The sequence below is a fragment of the Candidatus Pelagibacter sp. PS_40 genome, from assembly GCF_059417765.1.
Genome location: NZ_CM182064.1, coordinates 926,063 through 948,065 on the forward strand (window position 1 = coordinate 926,063; position 22,003 = coordinate 948,065).

A 22,003-nucleotide genomic window follows, 5' to 3' on the forward strand; every position below is an offset into this window, starting at 1 on the left:
TTATTTTAAAATTTTAATTTCTTTTTCTAGCACTATTCCAGTTTTTTTTTCCACACTTGTCTTAACAAATTCAATCAATTTATTCATATCCTCAAAACTAGCATTATTTTTATTTACAAAAAAATTACAGTGCTTATTTGAAATATGAGCATCCCCAAAGCTTATATCTAGTGGCACAGAATCTTTTATCAACTCCCAGACCTTTTTATCAGTTTGATCAATTGGATTCTTGAATGTGCTACCACTTGTTTTTAATTTTGTTGGTTGTGCTTTATCTTTCTTTTTCTTTAATTCTATAACTTCGTTTTCTATTTCTTCTTTATTTTTTTTTGTTCCTTTAAACGATGCACTTAAAAAAATTAAGTCCTCTTTTAAATCATTGCTTCGGTATTTAAATATAACTTTACTCGCTGGTATTGTAAAAACCTGTCCATTTTTATCAATTGCTTGGATTGATACTAGCACATCTTTAAACTCTTTATTAAAGCATCCAGCATTCATCTTTAATCCACCACCTATAGTACCAGGTATGCATGCTAAAAATTCAAATCCACCTATTCCATTATTCAGTGCAAAATCAGAAAGCTTTTTATCAAGACAGGCACTGCCAGCTATAATGACATCATTTGGTAATATAGAGATGTTGGAAAAATTTTTTCCTAGTTTGATAACAACACCATCAAATTTTTCATCACTTATAAGAGTATTTGAACCTGCACCTAAAATATGTATTTTTTCTTTTTCTCCAAATTTTTTTAAAAACAAAATTAAGTCAGGTAAATTATCTGGTCTAAAGTAAACTTTAGTTTGTCCACCAATATTAAACCAATTGCTCTTTTTTAAATCATAATCAAAGTTAATTTTACTACTAATTTCATTAGAAAATTTTCTTATTTCTTCAATGCTCATTAGATCAATTCTGGTAATTGTCTCATCCATGCTGAAATTGTACCAGCACCCATACCAACAACTATCTTTTTGCCAAAAATAGTATTTTTAATAAATTTTGCTAACTGGTACTGATCTTCAACCATAAACAATCTTACTTTTGAATTTTTAATAATATCTTTTGCAAACTTATTATATTTAAAACCTAATTTTATTTTTTCTCCAGCGGTATAAATAGGGCATAATATTACAACATCAGCTTTTTTAAATGATAAGCTGAATTCTTTTTTAAGATCTTTTAATCTGGAAATTCTGTGTGGTTGAAATATGCAAATCACTTCTTCCTTTTTATAAGCAGCTCGCACACCATTTAATACTTCTCTAATTTCAGTTGGATGATGGGCATAATCATCATAAAAATTAGTTTCTCTATGTGTAAAAATTTTATTAAATCTTCTTTGAACACCCTTAAATTCTTTTAATCCTTTTTTGATTATATTTTGTGATATTCCTATTGTTACTGCCACAGCAATTGCTGCTGTAGAGTTTCTAATATTGTGAATTCCTAATAATGGTAATTTAATTTTTCTTATAGTTAAATTCTTTTTTCCTGGCAAATTTATAGCTAAATCATATTGAGAATATTCTTTTTCTTGTTTTATATTCTTAATATAGAAATTTGATTTATTATCAGTTCCATATGTATAATAATTCTTCATTTTTAATTTACTTAATAAATCTTTATTGTTCTTGTCATCTATACAAATAAAAGACTTCCCAAACGAAGGGACCTTATTGATAAATTTTATAAATAATTCTTTAAGATCTTTCATTGAATTATAAAAATCCATATGCTCACGATCAATATTTGTTACTATAGAATAAGTTGGTGGCACATGTATAAAACTACCATCTGACTCATCAGCTTCTAATATACACCAATCACTTTTACCTAGTTTTGCAGAATTTTTTATTGCATTAAGGACACCTCCATTAATAATTGTTGGGTCCAATTTTGTCTTTGAAAATATTGAGGCTAATAAAGATGTAGTTGTTGTTTTTCCATGTGAACCGGTAACAACTATATTTTTTGTTAAAGAGACTATATTTGCCAACATCTCTCCTCTTTTATAAATAGGTAATTGTTTTAGTTTGGCTTCAATTAATTCAGGGTTATTATTTTTAATAGCTGACGAAATGACAACAATTGTTGCTTTTGCTATATTTTTTTTAGTATGACTAATTGTAATTTTGATCTTATCTTTTTTTAATCTTTCAATATTTTTATTTCCAAGGACGTCACTCCCTTGAACATTAAATCCCATCCTTTTCATAATGAGTGCAAGGCCACTCATTCCAATACCCCCTATACCAACAAAATGTATAATTTCAGTTTTAGCTAATTCAATTTTCATTAATAACAGATATAATTTTCAGATTTATATTATTCCATGTGTTTTCATAGTTAAAATCCTTCATGTTCTTTTTTTTAACAAGATATTCTTCTTTATTATCAATAATATTAATTAGTTTATTGAGTAATGTTTTCTCATCTATTTCTTTTTGATTTAACAACCAATTAAAGCCAAGTTTATTATAAAAATGTGCATTTTCAAATTGATGGTTATCTTTCGCAGTTGGCAAAGGTATTGCTAAATATGGAGTCTCAGTAAAATTTAACTCAGCTAATGTTGATGCTCCTGCTCTAGTAATGCACAGGTCTGCTTTTTGCATAAAATTTATGACATCATCGTTAAAATTGAATAATTCACATTGAATATTCTTATCTTCGTAAGTTTTTTTAAAACTTTCAAAGTTAATAGAACTAGTTTGTTGGTAAATTTTTAGTTTATATTTTTTTGCTAATTCAATAATTGCATTTTTAACTAAATCATCAAATATTTTAGCTCCTTGACTACCACCTATTATAAGCAAATTAATTGTATCTAAGGATTTATTGTAATCTCTCTTATTATAAAAATTTTTTCTTAATAATGCTGGAATTACTTTAATTTTATTTTTAAATTTAATAGGAAATTTTTTGATATTATTAGAATAACAAAATATTTTTTGACAGTAACTTAAAAAAAATTTGTTTGATCTACCTAAAACCATATTTGGTTCAAATAACAACAGCTTAATATTTAAAATTCTAGCTCCTAAGCATAAGGGTAGTGACATGTATCCGCCTGTCGAAATTAATGTATCAATTTTATTTTTTCTTAAAAAAGAAATTGATTTAAAAATCAAAAATATCATAAAAATAAAATCAAGTGGTATTATTAATAAGTTTTTTGAAATTGGCCTCACATTAAATATTTTTAAATTGTACTCATCTTTGTTTAAAAATTTGATACCCCTAAAGTCAGATGTCATTGAAACATCAAAATTGCCCTCTAAATGTTTATATATTATGGTTGCGGGTATAACGTGACCTCCTGATCCGCCAGTACTAATTAGTATTTTTTTATTCATTTAATTAATTTTTCTTTTTGTTAAATTTAAAATTATTCCAGATAATATAGAAACTCCTATAATTGAAGAACCCCCATAACTTAAAAATGGCAATGTCATTCCAGTTGTGGGAAATAGTCTTATATTCACGCCAAGATGTATTAATGCTTGAAAAATTATTAGACTTATTGCTCCAGTTAGCACTAATTTATTTTTTTCGCTTTTTTCTAAATAAATTTTTTTAAAAACAGAGTAAATAAGAAATAAAAATAAAATTAATAAAAATATTATTGCAATAACACCAAACTCCTCTGAGATAACTGAAACTATATAGTCGGTATGAGCCTCTGGAACTCTTGTTTTTAAGGTACCTTCTCCTATTCCTTTACCAAAAAAGCCACCACTACTAATTGCTTCTATAGCTTTATCAGATTGAAAATTATGGGTTCCACCATCAGGGTTGAAGAAAGAGAGTATACGGCTTTTAATATAAATAAATTTTGGGATAAAAAAAACTACATATAGCAGGCTTATAATAGAAAGACTTATAAATAATAAAATGAATAATAAGTTTATGCCAGATACAAAAACTAATATTGCCCACGATAAAAACACCAAAAGTGTTTGTCCGATGTCAGGCTGCATTATTAATAGTAACCCAGTTGGGATAATAGAAATAATAGTCAATAAGTATTTGATATAAATATTATAATTTTTTTCACTACATAAAATTGTTGCCACAAAAATAATTATAAATGGTTTTAGTAATTCAATTGGTTGAAATTGAGGAAGAAAAAAAAGATTTAACCATCTTTTTGATCCTTTAACTTCAGTACCAAAAATTGGCACTAAAAATAAAAAAAATAAAGTAATAAAAAAAAGATAAATAGAGAATCTAAAAAGATTCTTTTCACTTAGAGAAGAGAAAAACACTAAGGTCAACAAGCCAATGAAAATATATACCAAATGTTTAAAAAAGAAAAAATAATTATTTGTATCTAATTTATCAGAAGCAATTAATGAAGTTGAAACTAAAGAAAAAAATAAACCCAAACTAAATAAAATTATTATCAATAAAAAAATTGTTTTATCTATATTTTTCCACCAGTTATAATATATTGAGTTGAGCGAGCTATTATTTATCATTTTATATAATTTTTAATAAGTTTATTAAAATATCTACCTCTTTCTTCAAAGTTTTTAAAAGTATCAAATGATGCAGAGGCTGGACTAAAAAGAATTGTCTTTTTAATAAAATTATTTTCATTTTTAATATCTAAAAAAACCTTAGCAATTAGACTCTTTAAATTTAAAAATGATTTAAACGCCATCTTATTTTTTAATTCATTAATAAAAAATTTTTGATTTTTACCAAAAATGTATAATTTGATCTTTTTACAATCGTTTTTTTTAAGTAGAAATTTATCTCCTTTTTTAGGTAAACCACCTATTATCCAATAAATATTTTTTAATGATTTCAATAATCTTTCTGATGAAGAAAAGCTTGTTGCTTTAGAATCATTAATAATTTTTAAAAATTTAGAATTAAGAATTATTTCTTGTCTAAAACTTAGTCCTTTAAAATTTTTTAATGATTTTAATAGCAAGTTATTCTTTAACTTTAATATCTTTGAAACCTTAAGCACAAATGTCAAATTTTCTTTATTACCATCTGTATCAAAATAATGATTATCAATTTTTTTAATAAACCTATCACTTACATATTTTTCTATTTTCAAAATTGATGGTGCAAATTTTTTTTGCTTTAATTTTCTTTTAATATAAAAATTTTTTGTATTTAAAATTGCAATATCATTTTTAGATTGATTTTTTATTAATTTAAATTTAGCACTTACATATTTATTTATAGTCTTGTGTCTTTCGAGGTGATCTGGTGAAATGTTTAAGATTAAAGATATATTTGTTTTAAATAACTTGCTGTATTCTAGTTGATAGGAAGAAGCTTCTATTACAAATAAAGTGTTTTTTTTGATCTTTTTTTCAAGTAAAACTGGGTTTCCTATATTGCCAACTAAACGAACATCTTTTTTTTGATCCTTTAATATATCATACAAAAGCTTAGCAGTAGTTGATTTTCCGTTTGTTCCTGTAATAGTTATTTTTTGATTAAAAGCATATCGACTATAAAAAATGTCTAAATCTGTATAAATTTTTTTATGATTTTTTTTTAAAAATCTACTTAATTTACAATTATTAATATCTATTCCTGGACTAATTATAATACAGTCAAATTTTTTTTTAATTATTTCTTTGTATGTTGTGTAAGTATCTTTTATATTTTTTTTAGTAATTATTCGGTCATCATATAAACTAATAATATTATTTTTTTTTAAATAACTATAAGTGGATAGACCACTTTTACCCAGACCATATATCAGTATTCTTTTTTTTAAAAAGTTTTTTTCTAGATTTAACATTATCTAAGTTTTAATGTCGCTAATCCAATCATTGCTAAGATTATTGATATAATCCAAAACCTAATTACAACTGTTGATTCTGCCCAACCTTTTTTTTCAAAATGATGATGTATAGGTGCCATTCTAAAAATTCTTTTACCTGTAAGTTTGAATGAAAATACTTGGATTATAACTGATACAGCTTCTAGTACAAATAACCCTCCTGTTATTGCTAAAACAATCTCATGTTTAGTAATAATACCAATTGCCCCTAAAGATCCACCTAATGCTAATGAACCAGTGTCACCCATAAATATTTTAGCAGGTGGAGCATTGAACCATAAAAATCCTAAACAAGCTCCTATAATTGATCCACAAAAAACTGAAACTTCCCCCATACCTTCAAGATAGGGAATATTTAAATATTCAGAAAATACAATATTGCCCGTTACGTAACTAATAAATGCAAAACATGCTGCAACTAATATCACTGGCACCGTTGCTAAGCCGTCTAAACCATCTGTTAAATTAACTGCGTTGGAGGATCCAACAATTATAAAAATTGAAAATGGAATAAAAAACCATCCAAGATTAATAATTAAATTTTTAAAAAAAGGAAAATATAAATTTGTAAGTTCAGTGTTTTGAGATAATTGAGTTAAACCATAAATTCCAACAATGGCTATTAAAATTTGAGAAATAATCTTAAATTTAAATGAAACACCAGATGAATTTTTAAACTTAATTTTTTTATAATCATCATATGCACCTAATAGCCCAAACCCTGAAACAATAAATAACAAAAACCATATATGGTAATTTGATAAATCACCCCAAAGTAATATTCCTGAAAAAAGTCCAAGTAAAATTAAAACACCTCCCATTGTTGGTGTTCCAATTTTCTTAACAATATGTTCGGTAGGACCATCATCTCTTATTGGATTTAATATTTTTCTTGCTGAAAAAAATTTAATAAAAGGAGTGCCAATTAATAAAACTACAAACATTGATGTAAACATCGAAAGGCCCGTTCTAAAAGTTAAATACTTAAATACATTTAGAAAACTATATTGGTCAATTAATTGAGTAATAAGACTATAAAGCATTAAACTTTCCAGTTTTTAATTTGTTAACTAGATTGTTAAGTCCGGTAGAGTTTGAACCCTTAATCATTAAATAATCATTATTATTTAAATCATTTTTAATCAAATCAATTATTTTAGACTTATCTTTCAAAATGACCCCTCTTCGGTGCTTATCAAGGTTTTTATAAGTATGTAAAATATGTTTGCCCACTACATTAATATTTTTAAGAGAAGTTTTATTAATTTCTTTGCCAGCCTCTAAGTGTAGTTTCTTTGAATAATTTCCTAACTCCAGCATGTCACTCAGTATTAATTTTTTTTTAGAATTATCAATTTTTAATTCATCAAAATTTTTTATAGCAGACTTTAATGACAATGGATTAGAGTTATAACTTTCATCTACAATGTAAATACTCTTTTTGTTTAATTTAACTTTTATAATATCACCACGGCCTTTTGCTATCTCATAATCAAGAAATATATTTTTTTCTAATTTTTGTGTATCTTTAAAAATTGATATAATTGCAATTGTGGCTAATAAGTTTTTTAAATTATTTTCAAATATTAATCTTACATAAAAATAAATTTGTTTTTTATTAACATTTACAAATATTTTGTATTTAGATTTTTCTTTAACTATTTTTTCTAGATAAATATTTGCTGATTTATTTTTTAAACTAAATGTAAAAATATTTATGTTTTTTTTCTTGGCAATTTTTTTATGTAAATTATAAAATCTGTCATCTTGGTTTAAAACAAGAATTCCATTTGTTTTTATATTATTAATAATTTCTGACTTTGCTAAAGCTACTTGATGAATGTTTTTAAAATTTTTAATATGTGCGTAGGAAATATTTGTAATAACACCCACATCAGGCTTGATAATTTTTGATAGATAATCAATCTCACCTTTTTTATCCATTCCAATCTCAAAAATACCAAATTCATCATTTTTTTTTAGATTAAATAAACTTAATGGTACACCAAATTTATTATTAAAAGATTTTGGTGAATAAGTTACATTACTAATCTTACTTAAAGTTTTTCCTAATAATTCTTTAAGAGAAGTTTTTCCACAACTGCCTGTTATAGATATAATTTTACTAGATAAATTTTCTCTTAATTTTGATGAAGCCTCTGTTAAAAGTTGCAATGTATCATCTACTACAATTTTTTTTTTAGATTTTTTTTGATTGTTAGCTATTACTAATGATGCACCATTTTGGAAAGCTTCATTAACATATAGATTTCCATCTTTATTATTTCCTTTTATTGCAAAAAATATGTCATTTTTTTTTATTGTTTTTGAATTAATTGATGCATTTTTTATTTTTATATTTGAATTAATTTGGGGAGAGTTGCTGATTTCTTTTAAAATATTTATTTTAATATTAGTTGAAAGAATTTTATTTTTTAATTTAATATTCTTAAGTATTTCTAATCTGTCAGAAAATTTGTTTACAAAATTTCCATAATCTTGTGTCTGTTCATGACCTTTGCCTGCAATAACTAAGATATCACCAGTTTTTAAGTCTAATATAGCCTTATGAATAGCTTTAGACCTGCTTGAAATCTCAAAAACTTTTGATTTATCAATAGTTTTTTTAATAGCTAGTCTTATTTTTTTTGGATTTTCGTCTCTTGGATTGTCGTCTGTTAAATAAACTCTGTCACAATATTGATTGGCTATTTTTCCCATTATGGGTCTCTTGTCTTTATCTCTATTACCACCACATCCAAATACAATGAAAATTCTTTTATTTTCAAATTGTTCTTTCAAATTAGTCAAACAAGTTTTTAATGCATCAGGTGTATGGGCATAATCTAAAATAACCTTTGAATTATTTTTTAAAGTTCCAATTTTTTCAAACCTACCAATTACTGATTTTACTTTTGAAGCTAATTTAACTATTTGATCAAATTTTAAATTACTTTTTTTAGCAGCAAGCATTGCCATAAATAAGTTTTTTAATTGAATTTTACCAATTAAGTTTATTTGTAATTTATAATGTTTCTGATTATATTTAATTTCAACTATTTGTTTATCATCCCTAAATTGATGAGAATAAATATCTATTCCATTATTACTTTTTGATAAAGCCTGAAGATCCAATTTATTATTTAGTGATATTCTTTTTAAATTTTTATATTCGGGAATTTTACTATCGGTGATGATAGTTCCTCTAGGTTTTAATAGCTTCTCAAAAAGATATAACTTTGATTTGAGATAATCATTAAATGTTTTGTGATAATCTAAATGATCATGTGACAAATTTGTAAAAATCGTAGTATTAAATTTTAAACCATCAAGTCTATTTTGCTTAAGACCATGACTAGAAGCTTCCATTATAACATTGTCAATTTTTTGTTTTTTTAAATTATTTAATATTTTGCTTAATTTAATTGGATCTAATGTTGTATTAGAAACTTTCTTTAAACTATTTTTTGTCTTAACTCCTAATGTTCCAATAGAAGCTACTTTTTTATTACCTAAGTTGAGTACCTGAAAATAAAAATCTGCAATTGATGACTTTCCATTTGTTCCTGTTACAGCAATTAAATTTTTAGGTATATTTTTTTTTGTCTTATATGATAATTCTGATAATATTTTTCTTACATTTTTTGATCTTAAAAATAACACTTTATTTTTAATACCTTCAAATTTTTGCTCTGAAATAATAACTGTTGCACCCTTTTTAATTGCATGGTCTATGAATTTAGTTCCATCTGATTTTGTTCCCTGGATTGCAAAAAAAATATAATTCTTTTTACAATCTTCACTGTTAAAACTAAGACCACCAAACTGATGATTTTTAAATTCTTTTTTAATATTTTTAAGGAAGTTGCCAATCAACATATAAGTATTAATTTTCTATATGTTTTGTGGCCAAAATAGGCCCAATTTTTTCTATGATTTTTCCAGCTACTTCAACAGATGTCCACCCTGCTGTATTAAATGGGGTTCCTTTATATGAACCTTTTTTATTTTTATATTCATATACGTAGTCTGATGAAGTTTTTGGCTCATCAAGTAGAACTATCAGCACATATTTAGGTTTAGAAGTGGGGAAAATACCTGCAAATGTATTTACTTTTGCTTTAGAATAACCTCCTACTATTGTTTTTTGAGCAGTTCCTGTTTTTCCACCAACTTCATAACCTTCAATGTTTACAAGTCCTGCTGTACCTTCTTTAGTATTTACAATTTTTCTAAGTATTGGATTTATCTTCTCTGAAATACCAGCTTTGATTATTCTTCTTTCTTTTTCAGGATCTTTTAATTCTTTTTTTATTAAACTGGGCTCAATAGCAAAACCACCATTTGAAATTATTGCATAAGCTTTTGCTAATTGTAATGGAGTGGTAGTTATTCCATGTCCAAAAGACACCGTCGCAAGTTTACATTTTCCCCACTTAAATGGAATAGGCTCTCCAACCTCCTCTATATCAAAATTTATTTTACTTAAGATTCCAATTTTTTCTAAAAAAGCTTTTAATTTAATAATTTCTAATTTTTGTCCAATTCTTACAGATCCTATATTTCCAGACCTAATTAAAATTTGTTCTACGGTAAGATCTGATGGTATTTTATTGTCATATTCAGAGATACTACTTTTTCCACATTGTAGTTTTTTTTCTAAATTTAAAAATTCTGTATCAGTATCAATTAAGCCTTCCTCTAATCCAGCTGCTACTGTAAAAGTTTTAAATACCGAGCCCAGCTCATACACTCCTTTTGTTGCTCTATTAATAAAGTTGAGATCAACTATCTTCTCTCTTTTATTTAGATCAAAATCTGGATATGAAACCATAGATATAATTTCTCCATTATTAACATTCATCAAAATTGCTGTACTACCTTTACTTCTAAATATAGATTGAAACTTTACTAACTCTTCTCTAATTAAAAATTGTATGTCAGTATCTACTGTTAATTTAAGTGGTTTATTTGTTTGTTTTAATTTTTCATTAAAGGATTTTTCAAGTCCTGATATACCTTTATTGTCATCATCTATTTGACCAATGATGTGACTAAAGAGATTTTTTTGAGGATAAATTCTAGTTAATTTTTCTTCTGACTTAATTGATTTATCTCCAAGTAACATAATTTTTTCATAATTGTCAGAAGATATTTTTTTTTCCAAATAAAAGAATTTATTTTTTTCAAGCTTCTTAGTAATCTCTTCATAGTTTTTATCTGGGAATATTAACTGTAAATTAATTAATAGTTTTTTTTTATCAATTACTTCAATAGGGTTAATACCAATATCTATCGACTTAACTGTTTTAACTAAATAATTTCCATTTCTATCAAGTATGTCTGCTCTATAGTTTTTATTTATAGTTGAGAATTCCTTGCTATTTTCTTCTTTTAACGAGGCTAAATGAAGCAATTGTATTGAATAAATTACTGAAATCACCAAAAAAACAAAAAAAATAAACGCTATTCTATTAAATTGTATGTCTAAATTAGTTTTACTTTTTTTATATGAAAATTCATTTTCATATTCTTCTAGAATAATATTCTTTTTATTATTCATTTCCATTTTTGCTGATTAAGTCTTTTATTTCTAAAGTTTCATTATTTTTAAAGATTTCCTTAATATTCATAATTTCAATTTTGATTAAATCTTTTTCAAAATATTGCGTTTGATACTGAACTAGTTTTTCAGGAGAGCTCAAATAGTTAAACTCAAGCAATATATCTTCAAGTTCCGATTTTAAAGGTCTTATATTTTCTTTAACTATAAAAATTTGATCTTCTATTTCTTTTGTAGAATTTTTAATAAGTGATGTAATTAATATTAATACTAAAATAACAGCTACCACTAATTGTTTCATAGTTTTTTTGACAAATTTTCAATGTCAATTAAATGTTTAAATTTATCCAATATATCTGTTTCAAAATTGAAAAAATCTTCTTTTTTAATTACATAACGTAACTTGGCTGATCTAGAAGGTGGATTTTCTCTAATTTCTTTATCACTTGGTACTATTGGTTTTTTTATAACAGATTTAAATAAATTTAATTTTTCTTCTGTTTTTGGCATATGTCTTGAGATGCTTTTATTTTCAGATAAACTTTTAAAAAAGTATTTAACAATTTTATCTTCTAAAGAATGAAATGTTACAACTGCAATAACTCCATCCTTTTTAACAACTTTAGCAGCATTAATTAATCCATAAATTAGTTCACTAATTTCTTTATTTACAAATATTCTTAATGCTTGGAAAATTTTAGTTGCACTATGTGTCTTATAATTTCTTTTTCTTTTCGAAGATTCTATAATCCTAACTAGCTCTTCTGTTGTGATCTCTCTTTTAGATCTGTCTTCAACAATATTGTGTGCTATTCTTTTACTGTCTGCTTCATCCCCAAAATATTTAAATATTTTGGTAAGTTCTTTTTCATCTAATTGATTAATTGCTTCTTTTGCTGAAAATTCATTTATACCCATTTTCATATTAAGTTCACCAATGCTATCAAATGAAAGACCTTTTTTTGGGTCTTTAATCTGGTTCAAGGAATATCCTAAATCAAAAATTACAGCTTTTATATTTTCATGTTTTAACTTTAGATTATTTAATTGACTGAATTTTATATTTTTAAATAACAGCCTATCCTCAAAACTATTTTGAAGTTCTTGAGCTTTTATAGAGCTCTCAGAATCTCTATCTAATGCAATTACTTTTGTTTCAGGAAAGTTTAATATTCTTTTTGTGTATCCGCCTTGACCAAACGTACAGTCAATAAATGTGCCACCATATTGAGGGGTAATAATGCTAATTATTTCACTTAGCAATACCGGATAATGATTTCTCACATCTGGTATTATGGTGGCTATCATTTATTTTTTTGAAGACCATTAATTCTTTTGTCTTCTTAAAAATGCTGGAATTTCTAGATCATCATCTTCTGAGGTATTTTCCGAAGTTTCAGTTGATAAAAATCCTTCTGTCTCTGAAGTTGCACTATCCGAACTAAATAGATCTGGCGCGTCTTCACCTTCTACACCAAAGTTTTCAAGTCCATTAGAAACATGCTCCTCCTCCATTGGGCTATTTTCTTCAGGCTTTGCAGTTGTAAGTGCCTCCTCTGAAAAAGATTGCTCATAATCATTTGATTGATTGTTTTCAACAATACTTTCAACTTCTTGATTGCTAACAGTTTGCTCATTCATCATTTCTGATGATGTAGTATTTGTAACTGGTTCTGCAATTATTTCATTTTCTAACTTTAATGCATTTGCTCCATGAGAAATAGGGCTAGTCATTGTAGGTGAAAAATTAAACGATTGAGCAGAACTAGCACTGTTAAAATCTGAATAACCAGGATTTCTATTTTGTATTCTGTGAACCATATTGATTACAGATTTACTTTCTGGTTGTTGTCCATCTAGTGCTGTTGCAACTATTGATACTCTAATTTTTCCATCAAGGTCGCCAGATGTAATAGCACCAATAATCACCTCTGCTTCAGGATCTACTTCAGCTCTTATTTTATTAACCACTTCATCAACCTCAAAAAGTTTAAGATCCTTACCACCGGTAATATTTACTAGTAATCCTTTCGCACCTTTTAACGTATAATCATCAATCAATGGGTTGCTAATTGCCATGTCTGCTGCTTTAGCTGCTCTACCTTCTCCTTCAGCTTCACCAGTTCCCATCATTGCTTTACCCATTGAAGCCATTACAGTTTCAACATCAGCAAAATCTAGATTAACTATACCTGGTCTAACCATAAGATCGGTCACACTCTGTACACCTTGCATTAAAACATTATTTGAAAGATTAAAAGATTCTTCAAATGTAGTTTGTTCATTTGCAACCTTAAATAGGTTTTGATTTGGAATTACAATAATTGTATCCACATGTTTTCTTAATTCTTCTAGGCCTACCTGAGCTCTTCTCATTCTTGATGGCCCTTCATATAAAAAAGGAAGTGTTACAACACCTACTGTTAAAATATTTAATTCTTTAGCAGCTCTTGCAATAACGTGTGCAGCACCTGTGCCAGTTCCACCACCCATACCAGCAGTTATAAAAACCATGTTTGCACCCTGAAGAGTATTTACAATTTCATTTAAAGATTCATCTGCAGCTGCTTGACCAATGTCATGTTTTGCTCCAGCACCTAAACCTTTTGTTAAACTTAGGCCAATTTGAATTCTTGCTTTAGCTTTACTTAACTTTAAATCTTGAGCATCAGTATTTACTGCTATGAACTCTACTCCTTGAAGTCCATTATCAATCATTTCATTAAGTGCATTTCCACCTGCTCCGCCAACTCCCACTACTAATAATCTTGGTTGTAATTCTTTTATTTCTGGTGATTTAAAGTTAATTGTCATTTTTATTTCCCCTCATTGTTATTAAAATGTTTTTCCCATTTAAGACTTGCACGATTTAGATTTGCTTTTTTTCTTGCGTTGATCTTAAATTTTTCAAATGCTGCTGGTTCCCATATTTGGAATGTTTGACCTTGACCAACAAACAACATGCTATTTTTTATTTTTGCATGTTTTAATAATTTTGTTGATAATGAAATTCTACCTTCACTATCAAATTGTAAATTCATACTCTCAGATAAAATTGATGTTGCAAAATAATCTCTTTTTTCTTCAAATGGACTTAATGAATCTATACTTGCAGAAAGTTTTTCAATTCTATCTTGTGAGCAAGCTTCTATAGACTGATTATTAAATGAGGGATAACAGATAACCCCATTGTATCCTAGGTTAGAAAGGTGAGATCTAAAACTAGCAGGCACAGATACCCTTCCCTTTTTGTCTATTTTGTTCTCGTAAGTAGATAAAAACATATTTTTTATATTTCATAAATTCCATATTTGGGAATATATGGGACAATATGGGTTTTTAAAGATAGAGTCAATATGTTCATTTTAGGCTTATTTGGCAATGATTGTAGATAACTTTTATGTATCTACATAAAGTCAAAAATCAATTTTTAGTTTTAACTCAATACAATTCTAAGACTAAAAATAAGAACAGAAATGATTCAATTATGAATCAAAAGGTGAACATCTAAAGTTAATTAAAATTGAACTGTGGATAAGTTTGCTAGACAAACTATAAGCCGGGTTCTGTCATTTAAACCTATCATTTCTCTAGGCTTAAGATCACTCTTAAGCTCATGCAACTAACCCTGATGACTAGCCAAAGACGGCTTTTAGTTTTGCAACAATGTCATCTCTACTTAGTCTTGCTCCCAGTGGGGTTTTCCAGCGTTCATTGTTACCAATAGAACCGGTGCGCTCTTACCACACCTTTTCACCCTTGCCACGTTATGGCGGTATATTTTCTGTGGCACTATCCCTAGGGTTTCCCCCGCCAGGTATTATCTGGCACTGTGTCTTTGCGGAGCCCGGACTTTCCTCTTTAATAAATTAAAGCGATAAGTCGTTCATCTAGCAAATGTAATTTATTACTTAATTATAGAACTTCAAGAAAAATTTAATTGTATGCTTTGATGAGGCTTTTATTGATTAATAAGGATTCTTGATCAATTTTTCCATCAACCAACTCTTGTCTAAATCTTCTTTGAAAAGATTTTATTAATTCTCTTAAATATTTATTCCTACCAATATTTTTTGCAAATGTTTTTGAATATCCAATCTTAAACAGGTTTCTAAAAAAAATATTCTCTTCTACCTTGCTTATTTTTAGCTTTCTATTCTTTAGTAAATCTTGCTTATTTAATGTGTGCCATATCCCTATTTTATTTTTAGCCAAATATTCCCATGGGAACTTTTCACCTGGATCTTTTTTTCTAAGTACTGCTATGTCTGAGTGTCCCAAAATATTCTTAGGATTAATTTTATATTTTTTTATTAAAAACTTACTTAACTTTACAAGAGTAGTAATTTGTTTTTGTGTAAAATTTTTATAACCGTACTCATGTCCTGGGTTTGTAATTTCAATACCAATAGAATTTTGATTTAAAGACTTATAATTTTTCCAAGAAGATTTTCCTGCATGCCATGCAATATATAAATCAGGTACTATTTTTACAATTTCTCCATTATTTTTGATTAAATAATGACAGCTAACCTCAGATTGTATTTCTGTTAATCTTTTCAAAGCATCAGACTCGCTTTTCATACCCGTATAATGAAAGATAATAAATTTGATTTGCTTAGAAGTTCTTTTTTTAGGATTAAAATTTGGGGAATAGTTTAATATTGTTTTTAAAGCCATTTTTGCGTCATATTTAGAGCTAAATCTAGATTTACATTGATATTATATACATTATATAATCATAGGATAATGAAAAAAATTTTAATAACTTCACTAATAAGTTTAATGTTAGCAACAAATGTGAGTGCTGATACAGACGGTGAAAACAACTTATCTAAAAAAAATTCTGGTGAAGTTAAAGACTGTTTTGAAAGTGTAAATAGAGCAACATTTAAATTTAACCAAGTGTTAGATGGTGTTATTTTTGAACCTGTTGCAAAAGCTTATAGAATTTTACCCTCTCCAGTTAGGGCTGGGACAGGTAATGCTCTAGACAATCTCTCTACACTTGTAACAATACCTAATAATATTCTCCAAGGAGAATTTAAAAAGGCTGGTGTTAACACGGGTAGATTTATTGTTAATACAACAGTTGGAGTTGTTGGAATATTTGATGTGGCTGAAAAAATTGGTTTTCCAGAGTATGAAAAAGAAGATTATGGCCAAACACTTGGTGTAATGGGTGTTGGTCCAGGATGTTATCTTGTTCTACCTGTTTTAGGACCATCCACTGTTAGAGACACAGCTGGATCATTTGCAAATATATTAGGCGGAGATGCTTGGTATAACGTTACTGTAGCTAATGATACTCAGCATTTTTCTGACTTTGATTATTATGCATCAAGAGCAAGTTCTGGGATAGATTTTAGAGCAAAAAATATAGACTCGTTTGAAAACTTGGAAAAAAATTCAATAGATTTTTATGCTTCAGTTAGAAGTTTATATTTGCAAGATAGACAACAAAAAATAGCTAACTCTAATGCAATAACTGAAACCCAAAACGATAGTGATTGGGAAGAAATAGAAGCTCAATAAATTATAAAACTTAATGAGATTAAAAAAGTTTTTAATATTTACCTTCGTCATAATTAACTTTGTTGGTATTAATCAATCATATTCAATTGAACCAGATGTATTTGTTCAATCAACTGTGAATAGAGCCTCTGAGGCCTTAAATAACAAATATTCAAAAGAAGAAAAAATAGAAAAGCTAAAACAAATTGCAAGTGAAACAGTTGATATCAATGGTATTGGTTATTACACTTTAGGAGCTTATAGAAAAAATATAAGTGACAATGAAATAAATCAATATGAGATGCTTTTTGAACAATATTTTCTAAAAAGTTTTTCTAGTCGACTGGCTGAATACTCAAATCCAGAGATTGAAGTTGTATCTAAAGAGAAATTAAATGAAAATTATACAATGGTATCTAGTATTTTAGTTGGAACAGAACAAAGGCCTGAGGTTAAAATTGATTGGAGAATTTATACAAAAAATCCAGAAAATCCTTTAATCAGAGATTTAATTATTGAAGGCTTAAGTCTAGCAAGAACTCAAAAGGAAGAATTTTCTTCTATTATTCAAAGTAATGATGGGGATATCAACGCTCTTTTTTCTATTTTAAAAGAGTTTATTAAATAATCATCTATAAAAATAATTTTTGGTGGGCCCGCCAGGACTCGAACCTGGGACCAATACATTATGAGTGTACTGCTCTAACCAACTGAGCTACAGGCCCTAAAAATTAAGCTTTAATTATATTATAATGTAACCAATGTCTAGCATAGGTAAAAGATAATGAAAATGGTGGGACTGGTTGGTTACGCTCCAACTACCCCTGCAATGTCAATGCAGTACTCTACTATTGAGCTACAGTCCCTTTGAATTTTAACTTTCTAAAAAGCTTTTTAACTGTTTGGATCTGCTTGGGTGTTTTAATTTTCTCAAAGCTTTAGCTTCTATTTGTCTAATACGTTCTCTTGTTACAGAAAACTGAAGACCCACTTCTTCAAGAGTATGGTCTGTATTCATTCCAACACCAAATCTCATTCTAAGAACTCTTTCTTCTCTTGGTGTTAAAGTTGATAAAATTTTAGTCGTAGCTTCACTTAGATTAGATTTAATAGCTTGTTCTAAAGGTGCTAATGCTTTTGTATCTTCAATAAAATCACCTAAACTACTATCCTCTTCATCTCCAACTGGTTTTTCAAGAGATACTGGTTCTTTTGATATTTTTAAAACTTTTCTAACTTTATCTAAAGGCATTCTTAATTTTTGTGCTAGTTCTTCAGGCGTAGCCTCTCTACCAAACTCACTTAAAATTAATCTTTGGGTTCTTACAATTTTATTTATAGTTTCAATCATATGAACTGGAATTCTAATCGTTCGAGCTTGGTCAGCAATAGATCTAGTGATTGCTTGTCTAATCCACCAAGTGGCATATGTTGAAAATTTATAGCCCCTTCTGTATTCAAATTTATCTACAGCTTTCATAAGACCGATATTTCCTTCTTGAATAAGATCTAGAAACTGAAGTCCTCTATTTGTATATTTTTTTGCAATTGAAATTACCAATCTTAAGTTTGCTTCAACCATTTCTTTTTTTGCAATTCTAGATTCTTTTTCACCTTTTTGAACTCTGCTAACTATTTTTTTATAATCAGTTACTGAAATTCCAAGTTTATGACTAATCTCAATTAATCTCTCTCTTATGTTTTTAAATTCATCTTTATTTTTTAAAAAAAACTGTTTCCACATGGGGTTAGTGTCCAAGAACTTTTTAAGATTTGGGTTAATTTCATTGCCAATATAAAACTTAATGAATTCATTTCTTGGAATTTTTTGATCCATTGCTAGTCTCAGAAGATTTCCTTCTAGTGAAACAATTTTTTTATTTTCCACATAGTGTTTTTGAACCAATTCCTCTAATACAGAGGGTGACAATTGTAATGATTTAATATTTTCTAAAATATCACTTACAATTTTATCATGTCCTTTTTCTTTAGCAGCTGAGAAACTTACTGCGTTTAAAATACAATCAAGTTTTTCTTTTTGATACTTGATTAATTTTGCATATTCTTTTGTTAAAGTATTAACAGTTTTTAAAACTTTTGGTTTGATTTCAGTTTCCATTGCTGCAAGCGTTGGATTAAACTCATCATCGTCTCCATTATTCTCTTCATTTTTATCAGTTTCCCCAGAATTTCTTTGTTTAGCACTTGGCCCTGTATTTTCATCTTCCATGTAGTTAGTATCAATATCAATAATTTCTCTAACTAATATTTCATCACTTTGAAGTTTTTCATCCCACTCTACAAATTGTTGTGCAGTAATTGGACTTTGTGCTAATGCGATCAGCATTACATCTTTCCCAGCTTCTATTCTTTTTGCAATTGCAATTTCACCTTCACGAGACAAGAGCTCTACTCCACCCATCTCTCTTAAATACATTCTTATAGGGTCATCACTTTTCTCAATTGTCTTACCTTCTTCTTTAGATGAATTTTCTTTTTTTCTTAAAACTTTAAAGTCAGATTTTTTTTCAACCAATGCTACACTCTCATCAAGAATGTGCATGAAGGCTTGTTCTAAATTTTCGTCTGAAAGATTTCTTTTACCTAATGATTTATTTAACTCATCAAAAGTTATAAATCCTCTATGGGTTCCACGACCCATAAGTCTAGCAAATGATTTTGTAATTATTCTTTCCACAATAGTATATTTGAGAAGACTTATATAAGCCCAATTTAAGAAAAATCCATGTATTTTTTGAAGGATTTAATTGATGTTTTTTTGTTTTTTTAGCTCTCTTATTTCGTTGAAAGTGCTTTCACTTAAATCTTTAGAGAACTTCGACTCGAGCTCTTCAATCCTAAACTCTAAATCGTAGTTTTTGAGGTCTCTAGAAACTTCGTCTAATAATTCAAACATTTTATTCTGATCATTTTGGTGATTATTTAGAATATGTTTTATTGAGGCAAACTTAAAGATTTTTTCAGTTAATTGAGGATCAATTGGAATTTGATCTAAGGTAAGTTTTTCTCCACTCTTTAGTTTGGTTATCAAAGTTTCAAGGATTAATTTATTTTCTTCGCTAAATAGTTTTATATTTTCAATCATGTGAATATTTTCTTGAAATAAATCCAAGTTATTCATTATTAAATAAAGCAATGAAAATTCTTTAAGCTCAACACCGCTCAATAATTTACTTTCGTTAAAGTGTTTTTGAGTAGACTGTAATGATTTAACTTTTTTAGTATAAAATTGTTTTTTTCCAATATTGCTATGTGGGGTTAAGGATGAAATTTTCTCCAAGAAAAACTCTAGTACATATTTTTTTATGAAATCATCTTTAATAGTTGCAGCAATAGCTCTTAATTTTTTTTCAAAAATAGCCATTGATGAAGGATTGTTATCTGTTTGTTGTTTATAATGGTTAAATATAAACTGATGAATTGAAATTTTTGCCTGTTTTGTAAAATCAATAAAATTTGCTTTACCATTTTTATTTGCATAACTATCAGGGTCTTCTCCATCTGGTAAAAAAAGAAACGAGATTTGTTTTTCTGGTTGTAATTCTTTAATTGAATTTTCTGCTGCTCTTAGAGCTGCTTTGTATCCACTTTCATCACCATCAAAACAAATAATAATATCTTCAAAGAATTGGTTAAGCATTAAAATTTGACGATCTGTTAAAGAAGTTCCAAGATTTGCCACAACATTTTCAATTCCATTTTTACTTAAACCAACTACATCCATATATCCCTCAACTAAATATACATGATCTATTTTATTAGATAATCTTCTAGCTAAATCTAAATTATATAAGTTAGAACCCTTTTTAAAAAAAGGTGTTTCGGGAGAATTAATATATTTTGCTGAATAACTATTTTCCTGGATGGTTCTTCCTCCTAATCCAATAGGTTGACCTGAAATATTGTTAATTGGAAATATTATTCTATCTCGAAATCTTTCAACGTATGTATTCTTTTTTTCATCTAAATAAAAAAGACCACTTTCAACTAAAACTTTTTCACTAAACTCATCTTTTAATTTTTCATAAAAATTTGAGTTTCTTTCAACAAAACCTATTTTAAAATTTTTAACCTCATCTTTACTAAGGTTTCTTTTTTTTAAATAGTCTCTTGCAATAGTTAAGCTTTCATTTTTTAAAATTTCATCATGATAAAATTGAACATATTGATTGTAGATTGAGCAATATTCTTGCCAATTTTTTTCACGTTCTTCATCTTGCTTTGAAAATGTATAAGGTCTCATACCTGCAAGATTTGCTAATGATTTTACTGCTTCTCCAAATTTCAAATTTTGAGTTTTCATTACAAAATCAAAAATATTTCCATGTTCCGATGTTGCAAAACAATGATAAAATTCTTTTTCATCATTAACTGTAAATGAAGGCGTTTTTTCAGTTTTAAAGGGTGATAAACCTACAAATTCTTTGCCTCTTTTTTTTAGACTGACAGACTTTGATACAACTGTCGAAACCTTTAAACGAGTTTTAATTTCGTCCAAATACTCTTTTGGGTATTTCATTATTTATTTAATAGTTCTTTTAGCAAAGGTCCAGCTTTAGCAAAATCTAGATTGTCAGGGTATGACTTCTTTAATTCACCCATTACTTTACCCATGTCTTTAATTGATGCGGCACCCAATTTACTTATTGTATCTGCACATATTTTTTTAGTTTCTTCATCACTTAACTGTTGTGGTAAAAAACTAGATAAAAGATCAAATTCATTTTGCTCAACTTCTAACAAGTCCATTCTTTCATTCTTTTTATAGATCTCTATTGATTCGGTTCTTTGCTTAATCATTTTCTTTAAAAGTTTTTTTATATCATCATCGTCTGTTTCTTTTATGTTGGCTCCAGATCGATTGACAATATCAAGATCTTTTATTCCAGATAAAATTAACCTGTAGGTTGAGATTTCAACCTTATTTTTTGATTTTAGAGAATTTTTATAGTTAGTTTCTATTTTTTCTTTCAATGTCATAATATTTTTTAATCTACTGCAAAGTGAAAATTCTTCAAAAGAAAAATTGTTTTTTTATAATTTTATAATACATCTCTGTTGCGATAATTAGGGTTTTATTGTA

General features: G+C 27.4%; 18 protein-coding genes, 2 tRNA genes and 1 other RNA gene. 2 read left to right on the forward strand and 19 right to left on the reverse strand.

Translation table 11 applies throughout. From position 1 onward, the window contains the following. The 14 genes from murB to AC5SLW_RS05025 all read right to left on the reverse strand — a co-directional run bounded on the left by murB (position 1) and on the right by AC5SLW_RS05025 (position 16,065). Positions 1-939, reverse strand: coding sequence for a UDP-N-acetylmuramate dehydrogenase (gene murB, locus AC5SLW_RS04960; protein WP_018414342.1), 939 nt, complete (start codon positions 937-939; stop codon positions 1-3). Then, positions 909-2,303, reverse strand: a complete 1,395-nt coding sequence (murC, locus tag AC5SLW_RS04965; RefSeq protein ID WP_018414343.1) for a UDP-N-acetylmuramate--L-alanine ligase — start codon at positions 2,301-2,303, stop codon at positions 909-911. Before murC ends, murB begins: the two co-directional genes overlap by 31 nt. Then, positions 2,293-3,363, reverse strand: a complete 1,071-nt coding sequence (locus AC5SLW_RS04970) for a UDP-N-acetylglucosamine--N-acetylmuramyl-(pentapeptide) pyrophosphoryl-undecaprenol N-acetylglucosamine transferase (RefSeq protein WP_006997884.1) — start codon at positions 3,361-3,363, stop codon at positions 2,293-2,295. The genes murC and AC5SLW_RS04970 overlap by 11 nt, the downstream gene beginning before the upstream one ends. After that, entirely contained in the window at positions 3,364-4,488 is a 1,125-nt protein-coding gene (locus AC5SLW_RS04975) for an FtsW/RodA/SpoVE family cell cycle protein (protein WP_006997883.1), read from the reverse strand. Beyond that, the gene (gene murD / locus AC5SLW_RS04980; RefSeq protein WP_494574790.1) at positions 4,485-5,780 is read right to left on the reverse strand and encodes a UDP-N-acetylmuramoyl-L-alanine--D-glutamate ligase; all 1,296 of its coding nucleotides are present in this window, start codon (positions 5,778-5,780) and stop codon (positions 4,485-4,487) included. The genes AC5SLW_RS04975 and murD overlap by 4 nt, the downstream gene beginning before the upstream one ends. After that, positions 5,780-6,865, reverse strand: a complete 1,086-nt coding sequence (gene mraY, locus AC5SLW_RS04985) for a phospho-N-acetylmuramoyl-pentapeptide-transferase (protein ID WP_006997881.1) — start codon at positions 6,863-6,865, stop codon at positions 5,780-5,782. The genes murD and mraY overlap by 1 nt, the downstream gene beginning before the upstream one ends. Further along, positions 6,855-9,701, reverse strand: a complete 2,847-nt coding sequence (murF, locus tag AC5SLW_RS04990) for a bifunctional UDP-N-acetylmuramoyl-L-alanyl-D-glutamate--2,6-diaminopimelate ligase MurE/UDP-N-acetylmuramoyl-tripeptide--D-alanyl-D-alanine ligase MurF (protein WP_494574792.1) — start codon at positions 9,699-9,701, stop codon at positions 6,855-6,857. Before murF ends, mraY begins: the two co-directional genes overlap by 11 nt. A gap of 7 nt (positions 9,702-9,708) precedes the next feature. Beyond that, positions 9,709-11,391, reverse strand: coding sequence for a peptidoglycan D,D-transpeptidase FtsI family protein (locus AC5SLW_RS04995; protein WP_494574794.1), 1,683 nt, complete (start codon positions 11,389-11,391; stop codon positions 9,709-9,711). After that, positions 11,378-11,686: a hypothetical protein gene (locus AC5SLW_RS05000; RefSeq protein WP_020169677.1), complete on the reverse strand. Its 309-nt coding sequence runs from the start codon at positions 11,684-11,686 to the stop codon at positions 11,378-11,380. Before AC5SLW_RS05000 ends, AC5SLW_RS04995 begins: the two co-directional genes overlap by 14 nt. After that, on the reverse strand, positions 11,683-12,693 hold the full coding sequence (rsmH, locus tag AC5SLW_RS05005; RefSeq protein ID WP_020169678.1) for a 16S rRNA (cytosine(1402)-N(4))-methyltransferase RsmH: 1,011 nt from the start codon (positions 12,691-12,693) through the stop codon (positions 11,683-11,685). The genes AC5SLW_RS05000 and rsmH overlap by 4 nt, the downstream gene beginning before the upstream one ends. Before the next feature lie 18 nt (positions 12,694-12,711). Beyond that, complete coding sequence (gene ftsZ, locus AC5SLW_RS05010; RefSeq protein ID WP_011281425.1) at positions 12,712-14,199, reverse strand: cell division protein FtsZ; 1,488 nt, start codon at positions 14,197-14,199, stop codon at positions 12,712-12,714. 2 nt (positions 14,200-14,201) lie between these two features. Continuing rightward, on the reverse strand, positions 14,202-14,669 hold the full coding sequence (mraZ, locus tag AC5SLW_RS05015) for a division/cell wall cluster transcriptional repressor MraZ (RefSeq protein WP_006997875.1): 468 nt from the start codon (positions 14,667-14,669) through the stop codon (positions 14,202-14,204). Between the two features lie 255 nt (positions 14,670-14,924). Then, positions 14,925-15,279, reverse strand: an RNA gene (rnpB, locus tag AC5SLW_RS05020) — RNase P RNA component class A. A gap of 42 nt (positions 15,280-15,321) precedes the next feature. Beyond that, positions 15,322-16,065, reverse strand: coding sequence for an N-acetylmuramoyl-L-alanine amidase (locus tag AC5SLW_RS05025; protein WP_020169680.1), 744 nt, complete (start codon positions 16,063-16,065; stop codon positions 15,322-15,324). A 69-nt stretch (positions 16,066-16,134) separates the two neighbouring features. On the opposite strand from AC5SLW_RS05025, the gene AC5SLW_RS05030 reads away from it, so the two are divergent. Together AC5SLW_RS05030 and AC5SLW_RS05035 are read left to right on the forward strand one after the other, a co-directional pair. Next, positions 16,135-16,920 (forward strand): MlaA family lipoprotein, encoded by a 786-nt coding sequence (locus AC5SLW_RS05030; protein ID WP_020169681.1) that lies wholly within the window; start codon positions 16,135-16,137, stop codon positions 16,918-16,920. A 13-nt stretch (positions 16,921-16,933) separates the two neighbouring features. Continuing rightward, complete coding sequence (locus AC5SLW_RS05035) at positions 16,934-17,527, forward strand: Tgt2/MlaC family protein (RefSeq protein WP_018414348.1); 594 nt, start codon at positions 16,934-16,936, stop codon at positions 17,525-17,527. 20 nt (positions 17,528-17,547) lie between these two features. On the opposite strand, the gene AC5SLW_RS05040 is transcribed toward AC5SLW_RS05035, so the two are convergent. The 5 genes from AC5SLW_RS05040 to AC5SLW_RS05060 all read right to left on the reverse strand — a co-directional run bounded on the left by AC5SLW_RS05040 (position 17,548) and on the right by AC5SLW_RS05060 (position 21,900). After that, positions 17,548-17,624, reverse strand: a tRNA-Ile gene (locus AC5SLW_RS05040). Between the two features lie 66 nt (positions 17,625-17,690). Next, positions 17,691-17,765 (reverse strand) — tRNA-Val (locus tag AC5SLW_RS05045). A gap of 8 nt (positions 17,766-17,773) precedes the next feature. Then, a complete protein-coding gene (gene rpoD / locus AC5SLW_RS05050; protein ID WP_494574798.1) occupies positions 17,774-19,597 on the reverse strand; it encodes an RNA polymerase sigma factor RpoD in 1,824 nt (607 codons plus the stop codon). Between the two features lie 66 nt (positions 19,598-19,663). Continuing rightward, positions 19,664-21,439, reverse strand: a complete 1,776-nt coding sequence (dnaG, locus tag AC5SLW_RS05055) for a DNA primase (protein ID WP_494574800.1) — start codon at positions 21,437-21,439, stop codon at positions 19,664-19,666. Continuing rightward, positions 21,439-21,900, reverse strand: coding sequence for a GatB/YqeY domain-containing protein (locus AC5SLW_RS05060; RefSeq protein ID WP_271505188.1), 462 nt, complete (start codon positions 21,898-21,900; stop codon positions 21,439-21,441). The genes dnaG and AC5SLW_RS05060 overlap by 1 nt, the downstream gene beginning before the upstream one ends. Between the last annotated feature and the right edge of the window lie 103 nt (positions 21,901-22,003).